The following is a 24,008-nucleotide window of genomic DNA, read 5'->3' on the forward strand; positions in this document are numbered from 1 at the left end:
AAATGGTGGATCAATAATAGAAGATAGGCGAGTAAAATCGTCACCGATACATAGGGGGATGCAATGTATAAACTTTTACTCGTTGAAGATGAAATGAATATTGCGAATACATTAAAGAATCATTTTGAAAAATATAATTATGTTTGCCATATTGTAGAGGATTTTGAAAGGGTCCTTGACACTTTCCAAGAATTCCAGCCGCATCTCGTTATAATGGATATTAATCTTCCCGCCTTTGATGGCTATTATTGGTCTCGAAAAATTAGGCAAATATCAAATTGTCCCATAACGATCCTTTCTGCCCGTATGAGTGAGTTAGATCAAGTGTATGGGATTGAAAATGGGGCAGATGACTTCATAACAAAACCTTTTTTAATGGATGTCATTCTAGCAAAAATAAATGGACAAATTCGTCGAGTATATGGGGAATATGCGGAGGATTTGCAAACTCGAAAGTTGAAAATAGGAAATACAACTTTAAATTTGGAGACTGTTCGATTATTTACACCCGAACACGAGTCAATATTGACAATAAAGGAACTTCAGCTATGTTCTGTGCTCTTTGAAGCATTCCCGAATGTTGTGACGAGGCAGCAGCTGCTAGCAGCCATTTGGGATGATGAAACATTCGTCGAAGAAAATACACTAACAGTCAATATTGTTCGATTACGCAAAAGGTTAGAAGCTATTCATTCATCATTGGCAATAACAACGATCCGAGGGATTGGCTATCAATTAACGGAGAAAAGCGTATGAAGCTTTTTTTACGTGATCATTTAAGCTTTATCATTCTTTATATTATCACGATGATTTGCTTGCCAATTATTATTCATCGACTAGATGACCTGAGCAATCATTATGCCTACTTTATCTTTTTAGCTATCATTTTATTAGCCATTCTTCTTTTATTTCGATATCTTCGACGCAAAAAAATGTATGCACAATTGAATGGAAAAGGATTAGGGGCAGATGATTTATTGATTCACCATCCACAAGCTCCGATTGAAAAGGCATATGCAAATCAAATGCGGTTCATTCAGTCCCTTTTTCTTTCAAAAGAGGATGAACATAATGATTTCTTACATGAACAGCAACTAATGATTTCCCAAACTGTTCACCAAATGAAAACACCGCTTTCTGTCATTCAATTACTCATACAAACTAATCGATTAAAGGAACCAAATTTACTCTTAGAATGGCAAAAGGTAAAAAAAGAATGCGATAAAGTGAATTTCTCTTTAAATCAACTATTAACGTATAGCCGATCATCCCAATTATTAGCCGATCTAAAGATTGAACCGATATCCTTAAAGACTCTAGTCCAAGAAGTGGCTAACGATTTAAAAGATTACTTTATTGAAATGGAAGTATACCCTAAAAGTACAATCGATGAAAATATCTTCATTTATTCTGATCGTAAATGGCTTACAGTTGTTATCTACCAGCTAGTAAGTAATGCTGTCAAATATGGTGAAAAGAAATCCTTCGTTCTCATTCGTTATGAAAATGGTCAGTTATCGATCAAGAACAAAGGCGAAGCGATACCGGAAAGTGAAATTAACCGTGTATTTGAATTGTTTTACACTGGAACAAAGGGACGCATCCAAGGTGAGGCGACTGGTATCGGACTATATCTAGTCAAGAAAATACTCTCTACGCTGCATCATCCATATAAGCTATCCTCTGCTCATCATGAAACGATCTTTATGATTGATTTTTCCAGAAGTATGACGGCTGCCAAATAAGGTAGCCGTTTTTGAATATGACAAATTTGTCATACTGCTGTCATGTTGAAAGATTTTATGGGGAGAACGGTTTGTTTATACTAAACGTATCAAAGAGCACCAAGGAGTGAAACCGTAATGACAAATACAATTTTAAATGTAAAGCAGCTACAAAAAGAATATACGGGAGAAATCACATATAAGGCATTAAAAGGCATCGATTTTCATTTAGGTGAGAAAGAATTTGTGGCTGTGATGGGCCCATCTGGCAGTGGAAAAACGACCTTCCTTAATTGCATTTCCACCATCGATCGCCCTTCGAATGGTTCAATCATCATCAATTCAAAAGATCCGTATAAATTAAATGATGATGAATTAGCAAGATTTCGACGTACAGAGTTAGGCTTTGTCTTTCAGGATTTTAATCTTGTCCATACATTAACAGTAGAGGAGAATATATTACTTCCTTTAACACTTGATTCTGTAACAGAGAAAAAAATGAAACAGAGTTTAGCGAAAGTCGTTAGCTTTTTAGGGATTGAGGAAATATTAAAAAAGCGAACGTTTGAAATTTCTGGTGGACAAAAACAACGTGTAGCGATTGCAAGGGCGGTTATTCATAATCCAAAATTATTATTAGCAGATGAACCGACTGGAAACTTGGATTCCAAATCTGTGAATAGTGTGATGACGTTATTTGAATCAATAAATAAAACCTTTAATACAGCCATTTTAATGGTGACACATGATGCCTATGTTGCTAGTTTTGCGGAGCGTGTCATCTTTATACAAGACGGGATTCTCTATAATGAGATCCATCGCGGCAAAAACAAACAGCAATTTTACCAAGAAATTATGGACACACTTACATTTTTAGGTGGTGGCCAGCATGAATTTTAATCATATTGTTGTTCAAAATATTTTACAAGATAAGTCGACATACATTTCCTACTTTTTAAGCAGTGTATTTTCTATATTAGTTTTTTTCCTGTTTGCAACTACAGCTTTTCATCCAATGTTGGCGAAATTGGATACAACAAGTACATTAGGAATAACAATGCTGTTAGCCAGCTTCTTTATTTATGTTTTTTCTATTGTCTTTATTATCTATTCGTTGTTCGCTTTTTTGAAAAAGAAAACGAAAACGCTTGGTACCTTTATGATGATGGGTGCTTCCATGAGGCAAATCCGCAAAATGGTTTTTAGAGAAAATATGATCATTGCTGGTGCAGCGATTATGACAGCGATTGTATGCGGGCTTGTTATTGCCCCATTATTTTTAATGGTTGCCAAAAAGATATTACGAGCAGAAATATTTGGCATGTATGTCCCAATTAAAGCTATCCTCTTAACGGTTGTTTTATTTTCTCTTCTTTTCTTAGTTGTTACCAAATTTATGACCCGTATGATTAAAAAGGAAGAAATTGTTCAATTATTAAAAGCAGATATTACACAGGAAAAGTTGATTAAATCTGCACCATTTAAACTGATCCTATCCATCATCGTGAGTGTATTCCTGCTCTTTTCTATGATAAAGGAAATGAATTGGATGGAATCCTTTGGAATGTTCTCTTACATTGCATTGTTTATTAGTCTATTATTAGCCATTTACTTTACAGTCACACAAGGAATGTTATTAGCCATTCGTTTATGGCAAAAGCAGCCATCATATTTTAGAAAAACCAATATGCTTTTTGTTTCTAACGTAAAGGCGAAAGGGCGTTCACACGCCCATATCATTTATTTATTAACAATCTTACTATTAGGTGCCTTTGTTTGTACAAGCGTACTATACAGCTCTTACTATAATGTAAAGGGAAAAACTGAAATGTTATATCCTTACAGTTTCCAATATACTTCACTACCAGGTAACGAATTAGAAGCGAAGAACGATATCACATTTATTGAAGAGACTTTAGATAAAGCAGGTAACTATGAAGCATTCTACTCTTCCTTTAAAACCGATGAAAAGCGCAGGATTGCTTTTATGTCCGTTACGAATTTCAATCAGCTTGGCCTGCATAAGCCTATCACGTTAGAAGACAATGAGTATTTTGTTGCAGCTGGTCATGAAGGTGTTCACCCTAACATAGAATCCATTCATGATTACTCATTTGGAAATCTTGAATTTACGGGTATAGAAAAGAGAAATATTTTATCAACCGGATTACAAAATGTATATTATATCGTTCCTGATGAAGTATATGAAACAATTGAGTATCCAGATTATAAAGTATTTGCTTATGAATTGGATGATTGGACAAACAAGGTCAATACGGCTAAAACGATTTTATCAAAAGTGAATACAGAACCTGATATACGCTTAATGGCTTCTAAAATTGAATTATATGATGTAGAAAAGTTTGTAAAAAGCATCATGTTCTTCATTGGTTTTATGCTTAGTCTGATTTTTATGAGCGCAGCAATGAGTATTCTATATTTTTACCTCCAAACATCGCTTGAACGAGAAAAAGGAAAATTTTCAGGCATTAGAAAAATTGGTTTTTCCATGAAAGAATTAACAGCTGTTGTGACAAAAGAGCTGGCAACCTTAATTTTTATCCCATTTACAATTGCAGCTTTTATTTTATTTGCAACGCTGATCGGTATGCATAACCATATCTCATTGGCATTTTACCAACTAACAGCAATGGGCTTAAGTATATTTTTACTGTTGTTTATAATAAGCTTTTTCTTCATTCGGAGGGGTTATTTAAATAAACTTGTGAATTAAAAATGTCCGATTTAACTAGCAAGTAGTATAAATGTTGCTGATGGTCTGCGGAATTCTTTTAAATAGAATAATACTGTATTAACCTGGAAATTGTTCATCTCTAATTAAATGTAATACAGTATTTTAAGAGTGCGAAAATGGTCGCACTCTGTTTTTTATACGTTATTAAACTGAGAGGAATATACGTCACCTAAAATTTATAATTGTACTTTTCGCATAATAAAATTGAGCCGCATTAATCATGAAAATATGAGCTAATCCTTTTTCAGTAAAATCAGTTTTGAGATTACTTGCAGTCAATGAATGTATCGTCTTTTACATAGTTTTCCCCACTGAGACATTGTAGTAATAAAAAATGACTTATTTAAAATTCATTAAATTAACTTATTTAAAATTCATTAAATTAACTTATTTAAAATAAATTCTTATTTAATTAGTTTCAAAATGAAGACTTGATGTTTACATACCATTAGGGTTCGAAACCCTTCTGGCTAATGAAAAGTTCATCTTCCGAAAAATACTGCCGCATTCGTTTATAAACTATTTGATAGACGGATGGATGATACCATTCTTCCATTTCCAGATTTCTATATAATGCTTGTATGCCCATCTTGTGTGTTCGTTTACCACCGCTGCCGTCCCCCATAAAATAATCGTCAATACATACTCGGTTTACCAAGGGACGCAATATTTCTGCAAATGGCTCGCTGCTTGGTAATACGGGGGCGATGGCAACCTGTGCAGGAATACCGAAATCAGCAAGCAGTTGGAGTGTTTTAAGCCTTGCTGTAATAGGGGGAGCATTGGGCGTAAAATGCTTGCGCATATCTTCCCTATCGGTCTCTACTGTCATACTTACCCGAACTTTATCTTTAAAATGCTGCAGTAAATCGATATCTCGACTTACTAGTGGGCTTCTAGTCTGTACGAATAGGAAGTCAGGGGAATCTTCTGCCATTACTTCTAGTAATGATCGTGTCACTTTTTCCTTATGCTCTATAGGTTGATACGGGTCTGTACTTGATGACATGAAAATGGTTACATTCCCTTTGGATTTGGCGCGACGGAGCTCTTTTCTTAATAAATCCGCAGCTCCGTTTTTAACATCGACCCAATTTCCCCATTCCCCGTCTCGGAAAAGAGATACAGGCATTCCGCGTACATAACAATAGGAACACCCAAATGAACAGCCTATATAAGGATTTAGTGAATGAGTATATCCAGAAAGAAAGCCAGTCCCTTTATTCAGAATGGTTTTCGGACTTTTATAGAATAATTCACTTTTCATGAGCGGAACCCCCATTCATTGTACGGCGATCATTACTCATTGCTAGATGAAGCTTGCTTTTCCAGATCCAGTAGCCGTGTCTTCATTTCTAATCCGCCCCGATAGCCAGTTAATGAGCCATTCTTTCCTATTACACGATGGCACGGGACAGTAATTAATACCGGATTCGCCCCCATAGCCGTGCCTACTGCACGAACAGCTTCTGGTTTATTTATATCATTTGCAATGTCGGAATAGGATTTCGTCTGTCCATAAGGAATTTCACACAGTGCATTCCAGACTGCTAGCTGAAATTGCGTACCTACGGACTCAAATGGAACAGTAAAGGTTTTCCGCTTTCCTTCTAGATACTGAGTGATTTCAACGGCATAGGGTTCAAGCTTTTCATCATCTTCAACAAGAGGACTTCCTGGAAAGCGTTTCTTAGCCCATTTTAACAATTCCTCGAATGGTTTGTTCTGTGAACCTACAAACACAAGTCCCTTTGAAGTTGAAGCGAGATAAAAATTCCAATCCTTAAACTTTAGTAAAGACCAATAAAGGGCTGGTTTATTCTTCGTTTCCATTGTACTTTTCCTCCATTTTACTCATTTGACGAAATTGTGCAGGTGTCTGTCCAGTTTTCTTTTTAAATAAAGTAATAAAATAAGGCGCGTTAGCCATACCCACACATATGGCGATATCTCCAATCGCTTTATTTGTCTGAATCAAATACTCTTTAGCCGCGTGTACTCTAACTTGTTGTATATACTCAACCGGCGTAATGCCTTTAATCTTTTTAAATGTTCGATGCATATGATACGGACTCCCATGACAAATATTTGCTAGCGATTCTAGCGTTAATTTTTCTGTGAAATTTTTATCAATGTATTCAGTAATTAATTCGACCCACTCGCTATCAGGCAGATTTTCATTCGTGGGCTTACAACGTTTACAAGGGCGAAAATTTGCGCGGAGAGCTTGTTCTGCGTTTGCAAAAATGCATACATTTTCTTTTTTCGGGACGCGAGATTTACAGGATGGTTTACAGAATATCCCTGTTGACTTTACAGCGTAGAAAAATTGATTATTGTACGCTGTATCATTATTTACAATTGCTTGCCACTTTTCATCTGTTATCATTTCTACATCATTCGAAATTCTATGATCATGGCTCTCTTTATGTCCATTATTATTGATACTATCCGACATTTATCTCACCTCTCCTTACAATTTACTCCCTATAAATTCAGAATGTACAATTCTAGGGATGGAATAGCAAGATATTGAAGTTTAATTTTTATCCCACATTAACGGGCTGTAAGACTCCCACCTCAAAACTTAGAGAAATCAGAGAAGCTTAGGTGGGAGATGAGCAGCCCGTAAAAGCCCGATTGGTTTAACTAATGATCAGTGGGGGATGAAGAAAACCCCCACTGATCAAAGTTTCACTTTATTTAGAATCGTGAAAAATGATTCCAAGACCGTATCGGTCTCCAGAAGTAACCGTGCTTACTCCGTGACGAACCGTATTTTTGTAATATCCTTTTTTACCTAGAACAGGTCTATGGTTAGTAGGAAAGATCAGCGCACTTCCTTGTTCTAAAGTAATGACATGTCCCCTACTCTGAGCACGAGGAATTTGTTCCACTAATAGAGATTCTCCACCGCAAAAGTCTTTATCTCGTTGATTTAATACAAATACTACTTGAAACGGGAAAAATATGTCGCCATATAAATCTTGATGCAAACAATTAAACCCGCCTGTTTCATACTTTAATATTAAAGGTGTCGGTCTAGTTTGTTCATATTCTTCACAGGTGTTCAAAAAATCTTGAAGATGATCTGGGAACTGTTCTGTTTTCTTTAAATAACCCAACCATCGATTGGCTGTTTTCGCCAATTCTAGATAAAAGGACTCTCTTAAACTTTGGATGATTTCAGGCAATGGATAGGAAAAATATTTGTACTCCCCATTCCCAAAGCGATATCTCGTCATATTGATTGTCGTTCTGTATGACTCTTCCTCACAATACAATTCTATGAAAAATTCACATTCCTCTTTTGTTAAAATCGCTGGAAGCTTTGCAAATCCTTGCTCATCTAATTCATTTTGAATTAAGTCCCAATTTAAGTTTTCGACACGTGTTTTTATATCTTGGACCATTTTATCCACCCCTGTTTAGCATTCTTGATAACTAACACTATAACCTCATAAATAGAAAAAAATAAGATGTTTAGAATGTAATAGCAAGATAACAAAATTAGTAAAGATTATTATGTGATAAAGTAAAATTTAGTAAATAGTATAGAAAATCCTAAAAAGATGAGGAGAATGAAAAAATGACATGGCATGAAGTCAATGATGTAATTGTAATTACATTACCTGAAAATTTCGACATGAATGCTAACCTAGGCTATCTAACAAGGGAAAAAAATGAATGCATGTATGAAATAGAGAACGATATCATTACAAAAGTTATAGCCATTGGGGAAATTCGGTCCTTAGTACAGATAAGCGTAATCAATATTAAACAAATGGTTGTTCAATTCCTAAATGATTCTAGACCTATTGAAAAGTGGAAACGGGAAGAGATTGTAAAATACATTCATGAATGGTTTGATCTTGATAACGATTTAACGCCATTTTATGAAATGGCAAAAGCAGACCCATTACTTAAAATACCTGCCCGAAAATTCTATGGATTGCGAGTTGTCGGCATTCCCAATTTATTTGAAGCTTTATGTTGGGGAGTTTTAGGGCAACAAATTAACTTAGCCTTCGCGTACTCCTTAAAGAAGCAATTTGTAGAAGGATTTGGTGATTCTATCGAATGGAATGGTAAAAAGTATTGGGTGTTCCCACCGTACGAACGAATTGCACAGTTAACACCTACCGACCTAGCAGATATTAAAATGACGGTTAAAAAAAGTGAGTATATCATTGGAATTGCCAGATTAATGGCAAATGGAGAATTATCGAGGGAAAAATTAATGAAAATGAACTTTAAAGATGCTGAAAAAAACTTAATTAAAATACGAGGAATCGGTCCTTGGACAGCCAATTATGTTCTAATGCGCTGCCTCAGGTTCCAGACAGCTTTTCCAATCGATGATGTGGGTCTTATTAATTCGATAAAAATATTACGTAATTTGAACCGAAAGCCTACGAAAGATGAAATCTTAGAAATATCAATTCCATGGAAAAACTGGGAATCATATGCTACCTTTTATTTATGGCGTGTCCTTTACTGAATAATTACAACTTAAACCGGAATGTACTCAATAAAAAGAGAATGAACTTTAAAACCTAATCCCTTCATTAATTAATCCTATATAAATATCAAGCACCTTGTTTAGGGACGATAAGTATAAGACAAACTTTTAAAAAGGTGCTGTTTGCCTTCTTCATAGGGATTGGCTTTAACTCCTAGATTAGGGAGCCCCTAGCCTAACTGGAAGCCTTGACTCTTCCAGATTATGGTCCCTTAATTGAACAATACAGTCAAAAGAAAAACCCTATATTAATACAGTGATCTGTGCTTTAAGAATAAGAAAAAGTAGGTTCACAAGGAAAAAAGAGTTAAATTCATAAAGTTAGCTCCTTTAAATTTATACATAATAGTATAGGAGATATCTAAATCTCAAAGTTCTATCCTTACTATATTTTTCTTCTGGCACTTCGTTTTAAAAATCAAAAAACAAAACACCGTTCTGAATAGTAACGGTGTTAACTGAATTTCTTTATATGAACATTATCCGTTTCTTATTGAAGCATATTTCCGCCATTCCGGAAAAATTATGGTTCAAATCACAACAAAATGTGAAATGAAGCATGTTATTGCCAAATTATGAACCATGTTATTGCCAGACCATGGTGCTCTAAGGTTTAAGGATAACGATCTTCCTATAACTTTTTTTCTTAAAATAATATGACCTATACAATAATAGTTTTTTTCTATTTCAGGCAATCATAATATTCATTAAATTATTTTATGCAAGGATATATTCATTAATGAATAACTACTACACAAGATTGTTTTATTGTTTAGAAATAGTGAATCTGAAGCAATTTGAGTAAACGTTAAACAAAATCTTCTTTGTACTAAAGCATGCACAACTGATACGCATTAATTGCATCTGCTTTTACCTTTCGTAAACTGGATCTCTTACTCTAAGAAGAAATAATAGTATTAAGCAAGATATATAAAACCTAATAATTGATCAAATTTATACTAGTAGCCCTGATAAACAAGCAAAAAGAAAGAGCATATTTTGAAAAAAGATTGATCAAAACACGCTCTTGATATATTTTATTGAATCATTTTTTTAAAAAAGTTTGATTATTTCCATGATATTTTCTCCATTAAAGCGCCCTATAATGGAATAACTAGAACATGATCTTAATCTTAATTGTAGAAGGAAAAATATCCATAAAAATGTTAAATTAGCGATTACTGCTACAGTGTGCTATACTTAGTCTACCATTTGTACTATTACTGATTGTGTTTCATGATTGTTGCACAAGCCCTATTCATTTATTGAATAGGGCTTTCATTTTGTTGATAAAGTCTCTTGTTCTGTATATTATCTTGAATTGGCAATCCTACTGTCCCTAAATACAGATAAAAGCAATTTAAGCAAATAAAAAAACAGACCCTTCATTTAGGGTCTGTTATCTGCTGTTTTTAAGCTTTTTGAACGTTTGTAGCTTGTGGGCCACGTTGTCCTTGTTCAACTTCAAACGTTACACTTTGACCTTCGTCTAAAGATTTGAAACCTTCGCTTTGGATTGCTGAGAAATGTACGAATACGTCTTCTCCTGCTTCACGCTCGATGAATCCAAAACCTTTTTCTGCATTAAACCACTTAACTTTACCTTGTTCCATAATTGTTGCCTCCTCGTGTGGATCTCCACACATTGTGTTACTATCCTTGCTCAAATACCTTAGACGAAAAACAAAATCTATTCTCAATCTGAAAAAAGAACAAAAATAATTCTTCTTAAGAATAACAGACATATCATGAAATAGCAAATAGTATATCTCTCATTTCTGATGAAGGTATTTCTTTATCAAATGTTATTGAAGAAAATGGTCCGATACAAAAGAACACCTTCTTCAAGAATGGCGCCCTTTAATGGAATAACTAAAATATAATGTCAATGCTAATTCTGATTGAACTAACGCACCCTATAGTTTAAGTGAATTCCATCACAAACTTTACCTTTTTCTACTGCCACGATTATTTTATTTTATAAAAAGTTATTTATTGAAATTAATAAATAAAATCTTAATGCTATTATTTTCTTTTTGAGGATACCCTTATATAATAACCATCAGGATCAATGACTCTAAAATCGACCATCCCCCAAGTTTGTTGTTTTAAATCTGATTCAATTGAATTGGTTTTTTTTTGTTTTATACTTTTATATAACTCTTCAACTTGATCCGTTATAATTATAAATTCTACACCACCACCAAGTTTAGCGAAGTTATGTTTTTTAAAATAATGATTGTCCTCTAAAACATCAAATGATGTTAAAAGAAGATGAGATTCATCACTAATAAAACTCGCGCTGTTTTCTCCCTGTTGTAATAATTTCAGTCTTAAAATATTTTGATAGAACACTACTGATTTCTCAATATCGTTTACAAAAAACTCAATTCTAAATGCATCATAATCCCTCTCATCATTAATTAGATTGTTCAAAACTCTTTTCTAATCTTTAAGTTCTATTAATTTCTTTTAGAATTTTTCTTTCACTAAATGCCGCGTTTGTTGAACAAAAAAGCTTTCCTGTATGGTAGCTGATTTTTAACATAAGTACCCTTCTGCTTTTAGTGCATTATATAACATCCTTTTTATGGATCTCTTAAAGTAGTTTAATTAATGCCTTTAAGTTTTTTCCACTCACTTAAGTACATATCTGGTTTGTTCTCAGGCTCTGCAGGGAGTTTACAGATAAATTCCAATGAATTTTCATCTGGGTCATGAAAATACACCATAGCATGGGCTTGATCTGGCATTACAATTGGTTCAGTAGGTTTAAAACCGAACTCTTCACGTATATCAATGCCCCGTTCTTTTAACCATTGCTTTGCATTTTTTAAATCCTCAAAATCTACCTTAAACGCTATATGTCTTAAGGATGGATGATATTTTGTATTAACACCTTGGTCACTTTCCCATAAACCAATCCAGCTATTATTCTCTACTATCCAAAAAAACGCTATCTTTTCATACCTTATTGCTAACTTTAAGCCTAAGTCTTTGTAGAATTCAATCGACTTTTTTAAATTACTTACTGGTAAATGTGCTTCATATATCCTCTAATCATCTATTTACCCTCCTTTTATTAGGTTTAGCATACAATTTAGTAAAGGAGTCTACGACGGAGAATAGTTTGAACTATCCTACGACTTTTGGAGTATTTATATCTTCATTCTCTTATACTATACTGCTCGTTCGTATTATAAGGTCAGCCAGATATTTCTGGTTGAGCATTTTTTATATCGATATATGATTAATGTAGCCGGGGTAGAACGTATGGCCCGTGGGACCATGATCCCGTCCGCAAAACAGTTCACCCCCTACTTGTAGAAACATGTTTGAGGCTGGTTGGGACTAAGATCTCGTATAACAAGCGAAGCTATGACACTACAGGAAGAATTAGGGGTACCGGTAATTATTTTTGGAGGAGGAATTTGAATGAATCCAGTCATTGGTCTGGATGTAGCAAAAGGTGAAAGTCAGGTTCAAGCATACTTGGATAGAAAGAAACCATATAAAAAGAGTTTTAAAGTACAACATCATCTTGAAGGGTTAGCTAGTTTATTAGATTTTATTAAAGAGTTAGAGGATGTAGCAGGAGAACGACCTCCGATTATACTAGAATCAACTGGACACTATCACAAACCCATTGTTCAATATTTCGAGGATAGAGGATATTTAATTATTATCGTAAATCCACTTGTATCTTATAAAGCAAAGAATTCTAGTTTACGTAAAGTTAAGACAGATATCATAGACGCCAATCACCTCTGCGAGCTGTACTATAAAGAAGATTTAGAACCTTATAAAAAGCGAGGAATTCAATTATTAAATCTACGTAATCTTACAAGACAGCACGATAATCTTACAGGGATAGTTGTTCAAACCAAACTGCAATTTCAGGCTGTTTTAGATCAAGTATTTCCTGAATACAGCAAGGTTTTTGGAAACCTATACTCAGATGTTTCCTTACTAACTTTACAAGCATATCCTACTTCTGAAGAGGCTTTGAAAGCTGATTGTGAAACTTTAGCTATTAAAATTAAAGAATTCTGTAATACCCGTTCACTACGATGGGCAAATAAACAGGCAGAAAAATTAATGGCTGCCGCAGCACAAAACCCATTTCAGAAGAATTTATATTCTAGTCTAATACTAAGCCTAGATATGTATATTAAAATGCTTCTTGAATACAAAAAGCATCTATCCATGCTTGAAGATGAGATAAATGCTTTAGCAAAAAGTGTTGAAGAATATGAGATTATCCGTTCAATCCCCGGTGTAGGTGAAAAAATCGCCGCCACGATTATTTCTGAAATTGGGGAGATAGAAAGGTATAATCATCCTAAGAAACTAGTTGCCTTTGCAGGCATTGATCCGACTGTCTTTGAATCTGGAACATTCAAAGGTACTCAAAATCGAATTACTAAAAGAGGTTCTAGTAGATTAAGAAAAACTCTATATATAGCTGTTAAATGTGCCATTCGGGACTGTCGAAAACAAAAAACGACGGATGAAATTATCCCACGCAACAAGCGTTTACGAGCCTTTTATGATAAGAAACGTGAAGAAGGAAAGCCATATAAAGTAGCCCTTATTGCGTGTGCTAATAAACTCTTACATTGGCTCTATGCACTTTTAAAAAACAAGACTAGCTTAATTTAACAATATTACTAAACACACCAAAGCTTTCCAAACATAGTGTTTGGAGGGTTATTTGGTATGCGTAAATTTAGTATATCATGAAATTTTTTAAGTTTTTACTGAAAAATGTTGACAACTATTAGCTGGTTTACTTCAATAACATGAAGTGGTATGCGGTGAATCTTTCTCTTTTAGCAGGCTAATAATTCATCTTTTGAAACAATACGCCATTCATGTGCTACAAATTTTCCTATATAGTCATTGATACTAATTTCTTCTAATTCAATTGCAAGTGGATGTAGGGATACATAGCATTCATTTGTCTCATAATTTAGGGTAACTTTTACAACCTCATATCCAATATGAATTCTTAAATCAAAATCTGGGTCATCAATAATATCTCCTTTAACAGGAACAAGAAAAAGCTGCTATTGGATCTATTAATACGTGACATTTTTTAGTATCTTCTTGTGGAGAGTGGGTGGTTCCTTTGTTCTTCTAGATGGCAACTCACTCGTTCGAGAAAAGTTGCTAGGGATAGAGTATTGGACAAGTAGTCTCATGGGACAAGGGACCTGTCCCCTCGTCCCATTATTCGGGGAAACCATTGAAGTAAAAGGAAATAACAAAAGTATACTCAAGTACAAAGCGGTGATTATGCTTGGTCCCCCCCCTATGATCAGAGTTCATATTTACAAAGGGGTAGAAGATCAATTAAAATTTTAGAAACGTTTTCTGCTTAAGAGACACATTGTCCTTTTAGAATATCAAATTGTACGCGTAGCCCTTCATCAAAGGATTTAAAACCATCACCAGTAATCTTTACTATTGTTATGAAAATAAAATAAAAAATGGTTTCCTGGTCTGGAAACCATTTTTGTAGTTGACCATATGGTGTTACCAATTCGTTTTTCTCTTTTACGTAAAGAAGATAAACAATTACTATTCACTGTCTCAGTAGATGTAAAAAATTCTTAAAGATAGAGGTGAGATTGATTGTTTTTTCTTCTAGAAATAATGACTTAAATAATATATTGTATACCTAAAACAATGAAAGCCCTACCTCTCTTTTCATCCTTACGGCTCCTTGTCCGTGCCAGTGTGAATCAGGATTGCAAAAATCAAGTGACTATTTTATCGAGTTATTTGATGAAACTTCAAACCTTCGTAAAAGAAATTTAAATAATAAAAATGGATTAGATTGTAGAAATAACAAAAGAGGTTAATGCTTTAAAGGTGAGTTGGAGAAGTTGAATGTCTTTGAAAAGATTTACTTTTAATAATAAACATATTCCCAAAAAATTCAGGATATTTTCGGGAGATGTAATACATTATCTTAAATTAACCTTAACAGAAACTTTTTATTTGATTTTCAGTAATCCCTTTAATTAATCCCAGTTCACTAATCAAAAATTGATGTGCGTTATCTAACATTTTTTTTTCGCTTGCATTAAGTGCTTTTTCTTTCTTCATACGCATTAAATCACGTACAACTTCAGTACATTCTTGTATTTTACCCGTTTTTATTTTGTCCGTGTTCACTTTATACCTTTGTTTCCACGGCAGTAATCTATCTGATTCTCCATGATGAAAAATGTGTATGATGTGTTTTAATGCAATTATGTCAGTAACAGGGCGTATACTTGAACTCAATATTTTACCCGTAGGAATCATGACTTGCATATTACCGATTAACATTTCTATGACATAATACTGTTGTTTTTCCCCTGAGATTTCCTTTTCTTCTATGGCTTTAATTATACCTACTCCGTGCATTGGATAAACAATGTTATCGCCAATTTGAAACAAATAATCCACCTCCATATATAGTAACCTTCTTAACCTTAACATATATATTATTTTTTATCAAATTTTTAATTTTATCATAAATTCATTTTCAACGTCAACTACTTTTTCATTAAAAATCAGAAAAAGCAAAAACAATAGGAATCGTGTCGGATTACCAATAAAGGGAAGGTTTATTTTCCCACGTATATTCTGAAACCTCTACTACCTTAATATTATTATTCTATATAAAACCTTCCTGCGCAAATAACACAAAAAGCGACTGCCTTGTTCAGCAATCGCACATGACCAAGTAAGCTCTGAATCACTTCAAGTGGCGTACCATTGTTAATCATATATGTGTAGCATAGCTGTTTCGTAATTGATAAGGATGTATACTTTTTTATCCCAGCTCGATTTGATATGCGTTTGATAATATATCTTAGATTATCAATACTCATACGCCTGTTTGGCCTTCTTTCCGTAATAAACAATCAGGAATCCTCATCATCTCGCTCATCTTGATATCTTTTTAACCAAATGTAGCAACGGGTATTAAAGTACACTCCCCTTTCTTTATCGCCTTCCCATGAACAATAACTGAATTCGTTAAAAAACTAATATCATCACGATTCAATTTAATAACTTCTCCAATACGGCAGCCTGTCGAATACATAAATTCAAATAACGCATTCTCCAAAGAAGTATGACAAGCTTCACTAAGATGTTCAATTTCTCTTTCTGACGCAAGTAAGTGAGGCTTATACGGTGCGTGCTAAAACACTTCAGCACTCCCTTAAAACACATTTGTCAATGTATAAAATACCATCAGAAGCTTGCATGCATAGAATCAGTGTTGGCAAATATACTTACGGGCTTAGTCCAATTTCAACTTATTGAAATGTGTTTTTAAGTATGCAAAAAGAAAAACCTGAGATCATTTTTATGATCATCAGGTTTTCTTTTAACCACCAATTAAAAAAACTATATTCTAGAAATATAACATTTACAATCTTATTCTTCTTATGTTATTATATATAAAATTTGTTCCATAAACATCGAACTGATTATTGTTCCAAGGAGGTAGAACTTTATGTCTTTTCAAGTAATTGTAGATTTTTCACCTGTTAACGAACTTATTACAAGCTTGTATCACTACATCAATTTCAAACAGCATCGCAATTTCTCCCTCAGTAAAGACTGGCATAATTCCGTTAAAACAGAACTTCATCCTCATTTCGCAGCTGAGCTGGAAGATGACCGATTAGAAGTATTGCATCGAATCAATTTATTAGTTTGGCAATGCCCTGGGGAGAGAACTCCAAAAGAATTTATCAAATGGCTTCAAGACCAGCCACCTGGTGATTTATATGAACGATTGGCTCCCTGGATTAACAATATACCTGGTAATTTAAAAGAACTGCGTGATCGAATGGTATACCTATTATCAGAGTGGGATGTACAGTACTTTCAGCACATTGATCCTAGAATTATTGAACAATTAAAGGATGATGCAAAACAAAAACGGAACCTGATTTCTAAAGTATCTTCTATTAATTTAATTGAAGAAGCGACAAATGGAATTAGAATTGAACCAAATGAAATGTTAAAAACCGTGTTTCTCATTCCACAATATCATTGCCGTCCGGCAACGATACTCGATTACTTCGAATCTATGTGCACTTGTCTATATCCAGTAAAGTCAGCAGCAAATGATGCTAACGAACTGCCCTGGGAATTAACATTTGTTACCCATGCTTTAGCTGATGAGAATCGTTTAAAAATACTGCGATTTTTGCATTCCGGAATGCAAAATTTTTCGGCCGTTCAAAGTTATATTGGACTCGCAAAAAGCACTACCAACCACCATTTGTCCATTTTAAGAAGGGCAGGATTGATCAGGACTCACTATTTTGGAAGTAAGTTTATTCACCAATACAGTCTGCGTGAGGAAGGACTGGAGCAAATGCAAAACCTGATCAATGCTTATATTAGGAACAATGACGGTGGAGTATAACATGAATAAAGCCAATCTGTTCTTAAAACAATATCATCCAATCGTACATACACTTCTTTTTGGTACGTTTTTAATCGCGCTTGCTCAATCAATGAGTCTGTTATTTTTGCCTATCTATTTGGTGAAAGAACTTCATATGGATCCTGTAGTCATAGGACTTACTGTTGGGGCTGGTCCTCTTGCGGCAACGTTTGGAGGATTCATAGCAGGTGTTGTGTCAGATAGGATAGGGAGAAGGAAGGTATTGCTTGCATCCCTTTTATTATCATCGTTTTCTTTTTTGGGCTTTGTTTTTGCTGAAACACCAATTTTTCTCATCATATTAGTGATCTTAATAGGGTTAAGCAACTCATTCTTTACGCCAGTCGCTAAGGCACTAATGGGAGATGTCACCGATGCGGATAAACGGGTTCGCGTCTTTTCCCTTCGATATGTAGTTAACAACCTCGGTTTTGCAATTGGCCCAATAATCGGAGCTTATCTTGCACTGTCTGCAAATGAAGTTCCCTTTCTTATTGCAGCATGTCTATATTTAGGATTCACTATTCTTCTTCATATATTATTGAAACGATTTGGTATTAAACAAATAGAGGCTCAAGATACAGAAAAGATAACTTTAAGGAAATCTTTAAGTGTACTGCGCTCAGACACTATCCTCCTCTACTTTGTTATTGGAGGAATCATTTGCATGGTAGTACATGGACAATGGTCGGTTCCTGTATCACAATATTTGGAAAATGATTTCACGAATGGTGTTCAATTGTTTGCTATCATCTTGATTGCAAACAGCATTGGAGTCATTACCATGCAATATCCAATAACGAGATGGGCAGAAAAACGAACACCATTATTTACAATAATAATCGGATGTATTTTTACAGCTTTTGGCTTGTTATTGTTTGCTTTTTCCGAGACCGCGGTTATGTTCGTTATTTCGACGATTATTTTTACTATAGGGGAAGTACTTGTGATACCGGCAGAGTATAAACTTATTGATCAAATCACGCCAAAAGCATTGCGAGGAACGTATTATGGGGCACAGAGCTTTAACTCTTTAGGAAGTTTTATCGGGCCAATGCTCGGAGGCTTTATGTTAAAACAATTTAGCGGAACTGCTTTTTTTCTAACAATGGCTCTCATTTCAATACTGAGCATTCTATTCTTCTGGCGTGGTGTTAATCTTTTTAAAAATAAAAACACAGCTTCAAATGTTGATTTTGAAAAAAGATTCAAAAGTAACTCACAAACCAGCATTTTACGATAAATAAAAAGAATCCATTTTGAAAAAAGATTGATCAAAATGGATTCTTTTTCAGTAGATTTAAGATTGGTTTGTATAAAAAAAGAATTATCATTTTCTACCTTTGTTGTTTAACAATCGCCCCCGATCGTATTATTAGGTCAGCCAGAAAATATTTCTGGTTGACCATTTTTTATATCGATATATGATAACGGTAGCCGGGGTAGAACGTTCGCGCCCGTAGGGCTAAGACCCCGTCCGCAAAACAGTTCGCCCCCTACTTGTAGAAACATGTTTGAGGCTGGTTGGGACAATGATCTCGTATAACAAGCGAAGCTATGACACTACAAGAAGGATTAGGGGTACCGGTAATTATATTTGGAGGAGGAAGTTTATAATGAATCCAGTCATTGGTCTGGATGTGGCAAAAGGTGAAAGTCAGATTCAAGCATACTTGGAGAGAAAGAAACCCTACAAAAAAAGTTTCAAAGTAAAACATGATCTTGATGGGTTAGCTAGTTTATTAGATTTTATTAAAGAGATAGAAGATATTTCAGGAGAACGTCCCCCTCTTGTAATGGAATCAACGGGTCATTATCATACACCGGTTGTTCAATATTTTGAGGACAAAGGCTATTTAATTATTATCGTAAATCCACTCATCTCCTATAAAGCAAAAAGTTCTAGTTTGCGAAAGGTAAAAACAGATATCATTGATGCCAATCACCTCTGCGAGCTGTATTATAAAGAGGATTTAGAGCCTTATAAAAAGCGTGGTATCCAACTTATGAACTTACGTCATCTTACGAGACAGCACGATAATATCACAGGCATGTTTGTACAAACCAAACTACAATTTCAAGCAGTTTTGGATCAAGTTTTTCCTGGATATAGTAAGGTTTTTGGAGATTTATATTCGGACGTTTCTTTAAAGACATTACAAGCATTTCCTACTTCAGAAGATGTCTTGAAAGGTGATACTGAAACATTAACAACTAAAATAAAAGAATTCTGTAATACTCGTTCACTACAATGGGCAAACAAACAGGCTGAAAAGCTAATGACTGCCGCAGCTCAAAACCCTTTTCAGAAGGTTTTATACTCTAGTCTTGCCCTGAGCTTAGATATGTTTATTAATATGCTCTTTGAATACAAAAAACATCTATCCATGCTTGAAAATGAGATAGATGTTTTAGCAAAAAGTATTGAAGAATCTAAGATTATCCGATCAATTCCCGGTATCGGTGAAAAAATCGCAGCCACGATTATTTCTGAAGTTGGGGAAATTGAAAGGTTTAATCATCCTAAGAAACTAGTCGCATTTGCCGGTCTTGATCCAAGTGTCTTTGAATCTGGCACATTCAAAGGTACTTACAATCGAATTACCAAAAGAGGCTCTAGCAGACTACGTCAAGCTTTGTATATGGCTGTTAAATGTGCTATTCGTGACTGTCGCAAACAGAAAACAACGGATGAAATCCTTCCTCGTAATAAGAGATTACGAGCGTTTTATGATAAAAAACGGGAAGAAGGAAAACCTTTTAGAGTAGCTGTGATAGCTTGTGCAAACAAACTCCTACATTGGATTTATGCACTTTTAAAAAGCAAAACTTCTTTCCAAGATTTAGCTTGATTTAACAATTTAACCGAGTTAACCGGAACTTTCCAAACACAGTATTTGGACGGTTATTTGGTATACACAAATTTAGTATAACATGATATTTTTAATTTTTTTATTAAAAAATGTTGACAACTATTGGCTGGTTTTGTGGATTAAGGTCAACTTCTATTTGCTGGTTTAATGGAGTAACGGAGCTCCTTCAAAATCACAATGGCGATACTGGTTATAAATCACCATTGTACTTTTTCTCATACTGACATCAAATGCCACTACGTGTTTCATCATCTTCTATTCTCCTTATTAGCCAATCATAGAAGTCTTCTCAGTGCCTTATCGATTCCATTTTCTTTTACACGATGTCACGGACCCAACATACTAAACTGATTCAAATAAGGGTGTGAAGTTGGACAGTTTTTAATACGGACTCTATATTGGTCCTAGGGGCTGTTCGACCTTACTTCACTTCTACTATAAAAAATAGTAGCACAAACCATGGCCTTGGTCTGTGCTACTAATGTTAGTATGTTTTTAATCGTTTTTCTTATTGTTGTTAATAGCTGCTTGTAAAGCATTTCTTATTTGTAATAGTCTTTTGCTTTTTTATCAATGTTTATTAAGGAGTTACTTGGTTTTATATAATCGTTATGAACTTTTCCAGCTTCATCGGTCCAAGTTACTTTAACTTTAATATCATTGACAAATTTATCGTAATTTTTTATATTGACGGCATTTTCATCTAATAGAAATGCCCTACTTGAAGTAATTCCTTTTACTTCATTATTTTTAGGGTCTAAAGTAAACACTGAACTACTTTCTTGATTAATAGCTGCAATATTTGAAAATCCTAAGGAATCAGCTTTAAGAAACTCCTTCATTTCTGAATTAATTAATCCTGTAATAGCAACGTCTTTCATATAATTTTTTGGTTCATCAACAATAATATCATAGATAATTCGATCTTCATCAGTACCAAATTCACCGAAAACATTGACCTGTAAACGATAATTATCACTTTGATCTTTAAAACTTACTTCTTTTTGAGCTTCAATCATGGTAACTTCTTTTTCTAATACAGACACTAATTCAACATCGTTACTTAACTCTTTTTCCTTGCCTACTAGTTCTCCTTTTGATGATTCACAACCTACGATAAGTAATAAAAGTAAAACGCAGATTAATCCTTTTACTTTTTTCATTCTATCACCCTCTGTAATGAAAAATGGGATAAAGGGAAACAGGATAAAATCCTGTTTCCCTTTCATTATTTTAATAAGTTTCTGGTGGGTAAGCCCAATATCCTCTAGTCCAGTTATACCATGCTCTATAAGTAATTTCACTATTATTGTTATAATTTGCAGATAAATTAGTAACCACAGGAGAATGTCCAGTAGCTCTTGTATAATCTCTAGTATGTGTTCTAGTATAACCATTTTGATTTACATAAGATGCAAAATAATGTTTATATGTTTCCCTTGAGAGGTTTAAGAGGGAGGCTTTCTTTTGATTTTCCACTTAGTTATTGGATATTTCTTCAATTGTTTTGAAAACCCTTGAATATACATCTTGAATATTTTGTTCATTTACCTTGTCATTATATAAACCGTATCCCCAATGCCTTTCACTATCACTATCATAAAGATAAGCATACATACCTGACTCATCATCAGGATAGTCTTCAAAATCGATATTATCATGAACATATGGAACATAAGATTTTGGAGTTTCGATAAATAGGAATGGGATATGACTGCTGTTGTAAATGCTTGCATATTTCGGTTTTTCTGCTTCTTTTAAATTTTCCTTGGTTATAAAAACCGCATCAATGTTTGAAAAGTTATCTACATTCTGCAAATCATTAAAATCTATATTTGTAAACTTAATGTTGTCTTCTCTAATCTTTGGCACTTCACCAATAATTCCAATTAGTAATGATTTCCCGTTATAAATTTCTGTCTCCACACTTTCATCTGACTTTGAACACCCAAATACGACAAATAAAACAGAAATCAATAAAATGACAAGATTAACTTTTGACTTCATTCGTGCATTCCCCTTCCTTTAATATCACAACCATATTTTACCATATTCTATTTGATCCTTGTTTTAAAAAACTGCCCGGTTACTTTAAGTACAAAACATCAAAATCTATTCTAAGCTCTAACATACATATCCAAATTTCTTTAAAGTGTTATTCATTTAAATGGCCCTTAAATTGAAAAGACGCGTTCCTAAATAAACGCGCCATATAATTGAATAACTATAGCCCTAAAAATCCCTTAATTCCTTTTTCACTAATGCTACCCTATAGTTTAAGTGGAATTATTCACAAACTCAGCTCTTATGTGTAAGCTATATTCAACTAAAACAGGAATACTGCCTCTTTAATTAAAGAAAAAAGCCCGGAGAAAGCCGGACCAGCAACCTTTATGATGAGAACTTCTTCATTTGTTTGGTTATGTCTTCTAGAACCTTTTCAGAATCAGCTAAAGTAAAATTATCGGTTATGATAAAATCTATAAGGTAAGTTCTACCATTTGCGTTTATATTGACTATAACAAGCTCAGCATCTCTTTTGATATGTTCATACAAGATTGGAACTCCATTAATTTCTCTTTCCTTTATATCATCCCAATCAAATTCTACACGACCAGGGCGGTATTGAATGCTAAATGCTCTTTGCTCCTGATATGGTCCGTACAAAAGGGTAGCTCCTTGTTCCTTTTCCCATTTCTGTCGGTTAGCTTCCTTTGAAAATGCAGGTTCCAGTTCCCCCTTGCTTTTACCATAAGAAATCGTTAGGTCCACTGGTTCATTACTAAAAGGTGGATGTGATATAGTTGCAAAAGTAATGGGGTAATCTTTAAATTCTGGAATGAACACAGGTTGACCAAATTCTTCTGTTGCCTTCTTTTCAATAGTTGCTGAAACATTTTCTGTGCCATTAATAAAGGGTTTAAGCAACATAAAGGATATTAACAATACCAAACCGGCGGCAACAGCAGGTATAATGAACGCTAATCGCTTCAAAGACCTTTTTTGGGGCAGCTTTTTTATCTTGGAGGCAAAATAGTTAGCTTCAGTTTCTGACAAAGTAAGGTGGTCAAAAAAGTATTTATCAAGTGCCTTTTTTATCGGCTTTCGAAATTTCCCCAATAAAATCTAACCTCCTTTTCACCAAATCCCTGCTGCGGTTTAATCTCGTCTTTACTGTGTTTAAATTTATGTTAAGTATATTGCTTATTTCGTTCGTATCCAGTTCTTCATAATAATATAGGATGATGACTTCACGATATTTGATTGGAAGGTCCATAATAACCCTGGCAAGTTCCTGGTCCCAATCATTGTCGATAATTACTTGTTCAGTTTTTCGACTTACGGAATCTTCCTTTATCAAATTGGTTACTTTAATTGCCCTGTAGTTCCAGCTTTTTAAATAATCCTTTGCTTTATTTATGGCTATTTTAATAAGCCAAGTTTTGATTGCACTATCCCCTCGAAATTGGCCAAGATTACGATAGGCAGACAAAAACACTTCCTGTGTGATGTCCTCCATTGTGTGATGATTTTTGACATATGTGTAAATGATTTTCCGGATATCATTAACATATTCTCTAACGATTTCATCGAACTCTTCATTGTTCCTAGCCTTATATGGCTCCACGGCTTCCCCCCTTTCTTTTCCATTCAATATAATGACGAGGCA

23 protein-coding genes and 1 pseudogene are annotated in these 24,008 nt (G+C 34.3%); 9 read left to right on the forward strand and 15 right to left on the reverse strand.

Annotated features, from left to right (window positions below):
* Positions 1 to 63: 63 nt before the first annotated feature.
* From KDN24_RS23165 to KDN24_RS23180, 4 genes are all read left to right on the forward strand, one after another.
* Positions 64 to 756: a response regulator gene (locus tag KDN24_RS23165; RefSeq protein ID WP_409970637.1), complete on the forward strand. Its 693-nt coding sequence runs from the start codon at positions 64 to 66 to the stop codon at positions 754 to 756.
* Complete coding sequence (locus KDN24_RS23170) at positions 753 to 1,745, forward strand: sensor histidine kinase (RefSeq protein ID WP_409970636.1); 993 nt, start codon at positions 753 to 755, stop codon at positions 1,743 to 1,745. Before KDN24_RS23165 ends, KDN24_RS23170 begins: the two co-directional genes overlap by 4 nt.
* 117 nt (positions 1,746 to 1,862) lie before the next feature.
* The gene (locus KDN24_RS23175; RefSeq protein ID WP_409970635.1) at positions 1,863 to 2,624 is read left to right on the forward strand and encodes an ABC transporter ATP-binding protein; all 762 of its coding nucleotides are present in this window, start codon (positions 1,863 to 1,865) and stop codon (positions 2,622 to 2,624) included.
* Positions 2,614 to 4,458: an FtsX-like permease family protein gene (locus KDN24_RS23180; protein ID WP_409970634.1), complete on the forward strand. Its 1,845-nt coding sequence runs from the start codon at positions 2,614 to 2,616 to the stop codon at positions 4,456 to 4,458. Before KDN24_RS23175 ends, KDN24_RS23180 begins: the two co-directional genes overlap by 11 nt.
* A gap of 469 nt (positions 4,459 to 4,927) precedes the next feature.
* Here KDN24_RS23180 and KDN24_RS23185 read toward each other — a convergent pair whose 3' ends face one another.
* The 4 genes from KDN24_RS23185 to KDN24_RS23200 form a co-directional block, all read right to left on the reverse strand.
* Positions 4,928 to 5,746, reverse strand: coding sequence for an SPL family radical SAM protein (locus tag KDN24_RS23185; RefSeq protein ID WP_409970633.1), 819 nt, complete (start codon positions 5,744 to 5,746; stop codon positions 4,928 to 4,930).
* A gap of 32 nt (positions 5,747 to 5,778) precedes the next feature.
* Positions 5,779 to 6,312 carry a methylated-DNA--[protein]-cysteine S-methyltransferase gene (gene adaB, locus KDN24_RS23190; protein WP_409970632.1) on the reverse strand — a complete coding sequence of 178 codons (534 nt, stop codon included), beginning with the start codon at positions 6,310 to 6,312 and terminating at the stop codon, positions 5,779 to 5,781.
* On the reverse strand, positions 6,296 to 6,937 hold the full coding sequence (locus KDN24_RS23195) for a bifunctional transcriptional activator/DNA repair enzyme AdaA (protein WP_409970631.1): 642 nt from the start codon (positions 6,935 to 6,937) through the stop codon (positions 6,296 to 6,298). The genes adaB and KDN24_RS23195 overlap by 17 nt, the downstream gene beginning before the upstream one ends.
* 241 nt (positions 6,938 to 7,178) lie before the next feature.
* Positions 7,179 to 7,892, reverse strand: coding sequence for a 2OG-Fe(II) oxygenase (locus KDN24_RS23200; RefSeq protein WP_409970630.1), 714 nt, complete (start codon positions 7,890 to 7,892; stop codon positions 7,179 to 7,181).
* A gap of 176 nt (positions 7,893 to 8,068) precedes the next feature.
* On the opposite strand from KDN24_RS23200, the gene KDN24_RS23205 reads away from it, so the two are divergent.
* Positions 8,069 to 8,980, forward strand: coding sequence for a DNA glycosylase (locus tag KDN24_RS23205; protein ID WP_409970629.1), 912 nt, complete (start codon positions 8,069 to 8,071; stop codon positions 8,978 to 8,980).
* 1,433 nt (positions 8,981 to 10,413) lie between these two features.
* On the opposite strand, the gene KDN24_RS23210 is transcribed toward KDN24_RS23205, so the two are convergent.
* The 3 genes from KDN24_RS23210 to KDN24_RS23220 all read right to left on the reverse strand — a co-directional run bounded on the left by KDN24_RS23210 (position 10,414) and on the right by KDN24_RS23220 (position 12,054).
* Entirely contained in the window at positions 10,414 to 10,614 is a 201-nt protein-coding gene (locus KDN24_RS23210; RefSeq protein ID WP_053474558.1) for a cold-shock protein, read from the reverse strand.
* 412 nt (positions 10,615 to 11,026) lie between these two features.
* Entirely contained in the window at positions 11,027 to 11,437 is a 411-nt protein-coding gene (locus tag KDN24_RS23215) for a VOC family protein (RefSeq protein WP_409970628.1), read from the reverse strand.
* A gap of 173 nt (positions 11,438 to 11,610) precedes the next feature.
* Positions 11,611 to 12,054, reverse strand: a complete 444-nt coding sequence (locus tag KDN24_RS23220; protein ID WP_409970648.1) for a VOC family protein — start codon at positions 12,052 to 12,054, stop codon at positions 11,611 to 11,613.
* 382 nt (positions 12,055 to 12,436) lie between these two features.
* On the opposite strand from KDN24_RS23220, the gene KDN24_RS23225 reads away from it, so the two are divergent.
* Positions 12,437 to 13,663, forward strand: coding sequence for an IS110 family RNA-guided transposase (locus tag KDN24_RS23225; RefSeq protein WP_409970627.1), 1,227 nt, complete (start codon positions 12,437 to 12,439; stop codon positions 13,661 to 13,663).
* Positions 13,664 to 14,989: 1,326 nt separating this feature from the next.
* On the opposite strand, the gene KDN24_RS23230 is transcribed toward KDN24_RS23225, so the two are convergent.
* From KDN24_RS23230 to KDN24_RS23240, 3 genes are all read right to left on the reverse strand, one after another.
* Positions 14,990 to 15,466 (reverse strand): CarD family transcriptional regulator, encoded by a 477-nt coding sequence (locus tag KDN24_RS23230; RefSeq protein ID WP_525931257.1) that lies wholly within the window; start codon positions 15,464 to 15,466, stop codon positions 14,990 to 14,992.
* A 200-nt stretch (positions 15,467 to 15,666) separates the two neighbouring features.
* Positions 15,667 to 15,888, reverse strand: coding sequence for a hypothetical protein (locus tag KDN24_RS23235; RefSeq protein ID WP_409970625.1), 222 nt, complete (start codon positions 15,886 to 15,888; stop codon positions 15,667 to 15,669).
* A 71-nt stretch (positions 15,889 to 15,959) separates the two neighbouring features.
* Positions 15,960 to 16,127, reverse strand: coding sequence for a tyrosine-type recombinase/integrase (locus tag KDN24_RS23240; protein ID WP_321172073.1), 168 nt, complete (start codon positions 16,125 to 16,127; stop codon positions 15,960 to 15,962).
* 393 nt (positions 16,128 to 16,520) lie between these two features.
* Between KDN24_RS23240 and KDN24_RS23245 the strand changes: the two genes are divergently transcribed.
* The 3 genes from KDN24_RS23245 (at position 16,521) to KDN24_RS23255 (ending at position 20,317) form a co-directional block, all read left to right on the forward strand.
* The gene (locus KDN24_RS23245; protein ID WP_409970624.1) at positions 16,521 to 17,444 is read left to right on the forward strand and encodes an ArsR/SmtB family transcription factor; all 924 of its coding nucleotides are present in this window, start codon (positions 16,521 to 16,523) and stop codon (positions 17,442 to 17,444) included.
* 1 nt (position 17,445) lies between these two features.
* Entirely contained in the window at positions 17,446 to 18,708 is a 1,263-nt protein-coding gene (locus KDN24_RS23250) for an MDR family MFS transporter (RefSeq protein WP_409970623.1), read from the forward strand.
* Positions 18,709 to 19,081: 373 nt separating this feature from the next.
* Positions 19,082 to 20,317 carry an IS110 family RNA-guided transposase gene (locus KDN24_RS23255; protein WP_491348142.1) on the forward strand — a complete coding sequence of 412 codons (1,236 nt, stop codon included), beginning with the start codon at positions 19,082 to 19,084 and terminating at the stop codon, positions 20,315 to 20,317.
* A 183-nt stretch (positions 20,318 to 20,500) separates the two neighbouring features.
* Here KDN24_RS23255 and KDN24_RS23260 read toward each other — a convergent pair.
* The 5 genes and pseudogenes from KDN24_RS23260 to KDN24_RS23280 form a co-directional block, all read right to left on the reverse strand.
* Positions 20,501 to 20,587: pseudogene (locus KDN24_RS23260) on the reverse strand (transposase); the annotation flags it as partial.
* A gap of 293 nt (positions 20,588 to 20,880) precedes the next feature.
* Positions 20,881 to 21,501, reverse strand: a complete 621-nt coding sequence (locus KDN24_RS23265) for a hypothetical protein (protein ID WP_409973454.1) — start codon at positions 21,499 to 21,501, stop codon at positions 20,881 to 20,883.
* Between the two features lie 316 nt (positions 21,502 to 21,817).
* Positions 21,818 to 22,345: a hypothetical protein gene (locus KDN24_RS23270; protein ID WP_409973453.1), complete on the reverse strand. Its 528-nt coding sequence runs from the start codon at positions 22,343 to 22,345 to the stop codon at positions 21,818 to 21,820.
* Positions 22,346 to 22,729: 384 nt separating this feature from the next.
* Positions 22,730 to 23,458, reverse strand: a complete 729-nt coding sequence (locus KDN24_RS23275) for a hypothetical protein (RefSeq protein WP_409973452.1) — start codon at positions 23,456 to 23,458, stop codon at positions 22,730 to 22,732.
* The gene (locus KDN24_RS23280; protein WP_409973451.1) at positions 23,421 to 23,966 is read right to left on the reverse strand and encodes a sigma-70 family RNA polymerase sigma factor; all 546 of its coding nucleotides are present in this window, start codon (positions 23,964 to 23,966) and stop codon (positions 23,421 to 23,423) included. Before KDN24_RS23280 ends, KDN24_RS23275 begins: the two co-directional genes overlap by 38 nt.
* Positions 23,967 to 24,008: the final 42 nt, after the last annotated feature.

It is taken from the genome of Cytobacillus sp. Bva_UNVM-123 (assembly GCF_046351715.2).
In the GTDB taxonomy this organism is placed as follows: Bacteria; Bacillota; Bacilli; order Bacillales; family Cytobacillaceae; genus Cytobacillus.

Coding starts and splice junctions, on each gene's coding strand:
- KDN24_RS23245 (WP_409970624.1), top strand. CDS start 16,521: ATGTCTTTTCAAGTAATTGTAGATTTTTCACCTGTTAACGAACTTATT.
- KDN24_RS23165 (WP_409970637.1), top strand. CDS start 64: ATGTATAAACTTTTACTCGTTGAAGATGAAATGAATATTGCGAATACA.
- KDN24_RS23195 (WP_409970631.1), bottom strand. CDS start 6,937: ATGTCGGATAGTATCAATAATAATGGACATAAAGAGAGCCATGATCAT.
- KDN24_RS23250 (WP_409970623.1), top strand. CDS start 17,446: ATGAATAAAGCCAATCTGTTCTTAAAACAATATCATCCAATCGTACAT.
- adaB (WP_409970632.1), bottom strand. CDS start 6,312: ATGGAAACGAAGAATAAACCAGCCCTTTATTGGTCTTTACTAAAGTTT.
- KDN24_RS23180 (WP_409970634.1), top strand. CDS start 2,614: ATGAATTTTAATCATATTGTTGTTCAAAATATTTTACAAGATAAGTCG.
- KDN24_RS23265 (WP_409973454.1), bottom strand. CDS start 21,501: ATGAAAAAAGTAAAAGGATTAATCTGCGTTTTACTTTTATTACTTATC.
- KDN24_RS23230 (WP_525931257.1), bottom strand. CDS start 15,466: ATGGAGGTGGATTATTTGTTTCAAATTGGCGATAACATTGTTTATCCA.
- KDN24_RS23200 (WP_409970630.1), bottom strand. CDS start 7,892: ATGGTCCAAGATATAAAAACACGTGTCGAAAACTTAAATTGGGACTTA.
- KDN24_RS23175 (WP_409970635.1), top strand. CDS start 1,863: ATGACAAATACAATTTTAAATGTAAAGCAGCTACAAAAAGAATATACG.
- KDN24_RS23170 (WP_409970636.1), top strand. CDS start 753: ATGAAGCTTTTTTTACGTGATCATTTAAGCTTTATCATTCTTTATATT.
- KDN24_RS23270 (WP_409973453.1), bottom strand. CDS start 22,345: ATGAAGTCAAAAGTTAATCTTGTCATTTTATTGATTTCTGTTTTATTT.
- KDN24_RS23235 (WP_409970625.1), bottom strand. CDS start 15,888: ATGAGTATTGATAATCTAAGATATATTATCAAACGCATATCAAATCGA.
- KDN24_RS23255 (WP_491348142.1), top strand. CDS start 19,082: ATGAATCCAGTCATTGGTCTGGATGTGGCAAAAGGTGAAAGTCAGATT.
- KDN24_RS23210 (WP_053474558.1), bottom strand. CDS start 10,614: ATGGAACAAGGTAAAGTTAAGTGGTTTAATGCAGAAAAAGGTTTTGGA.
- KDN24_RS23205 (WP_409970629.1), top strand. CDS start 8,069: ATGACATGGCATGAAGTCAATGATGTAATTGTAATTACATTACCTGAA.
- KDN24_RS23225 (WP_409970627.1), top strand. CDS start 12,437: ATGAATCCAGTCATTGGTCTGGATGTAGCAAAAGGTGAAAGTCAGGTT.
- KDN24_RS23185 (WP_409970633.1), bottom strand. CDS start 5,746: ATGAAAAGTGAATTATTCTATAAAAGTCCGAAAACCATTCTGAATAAA.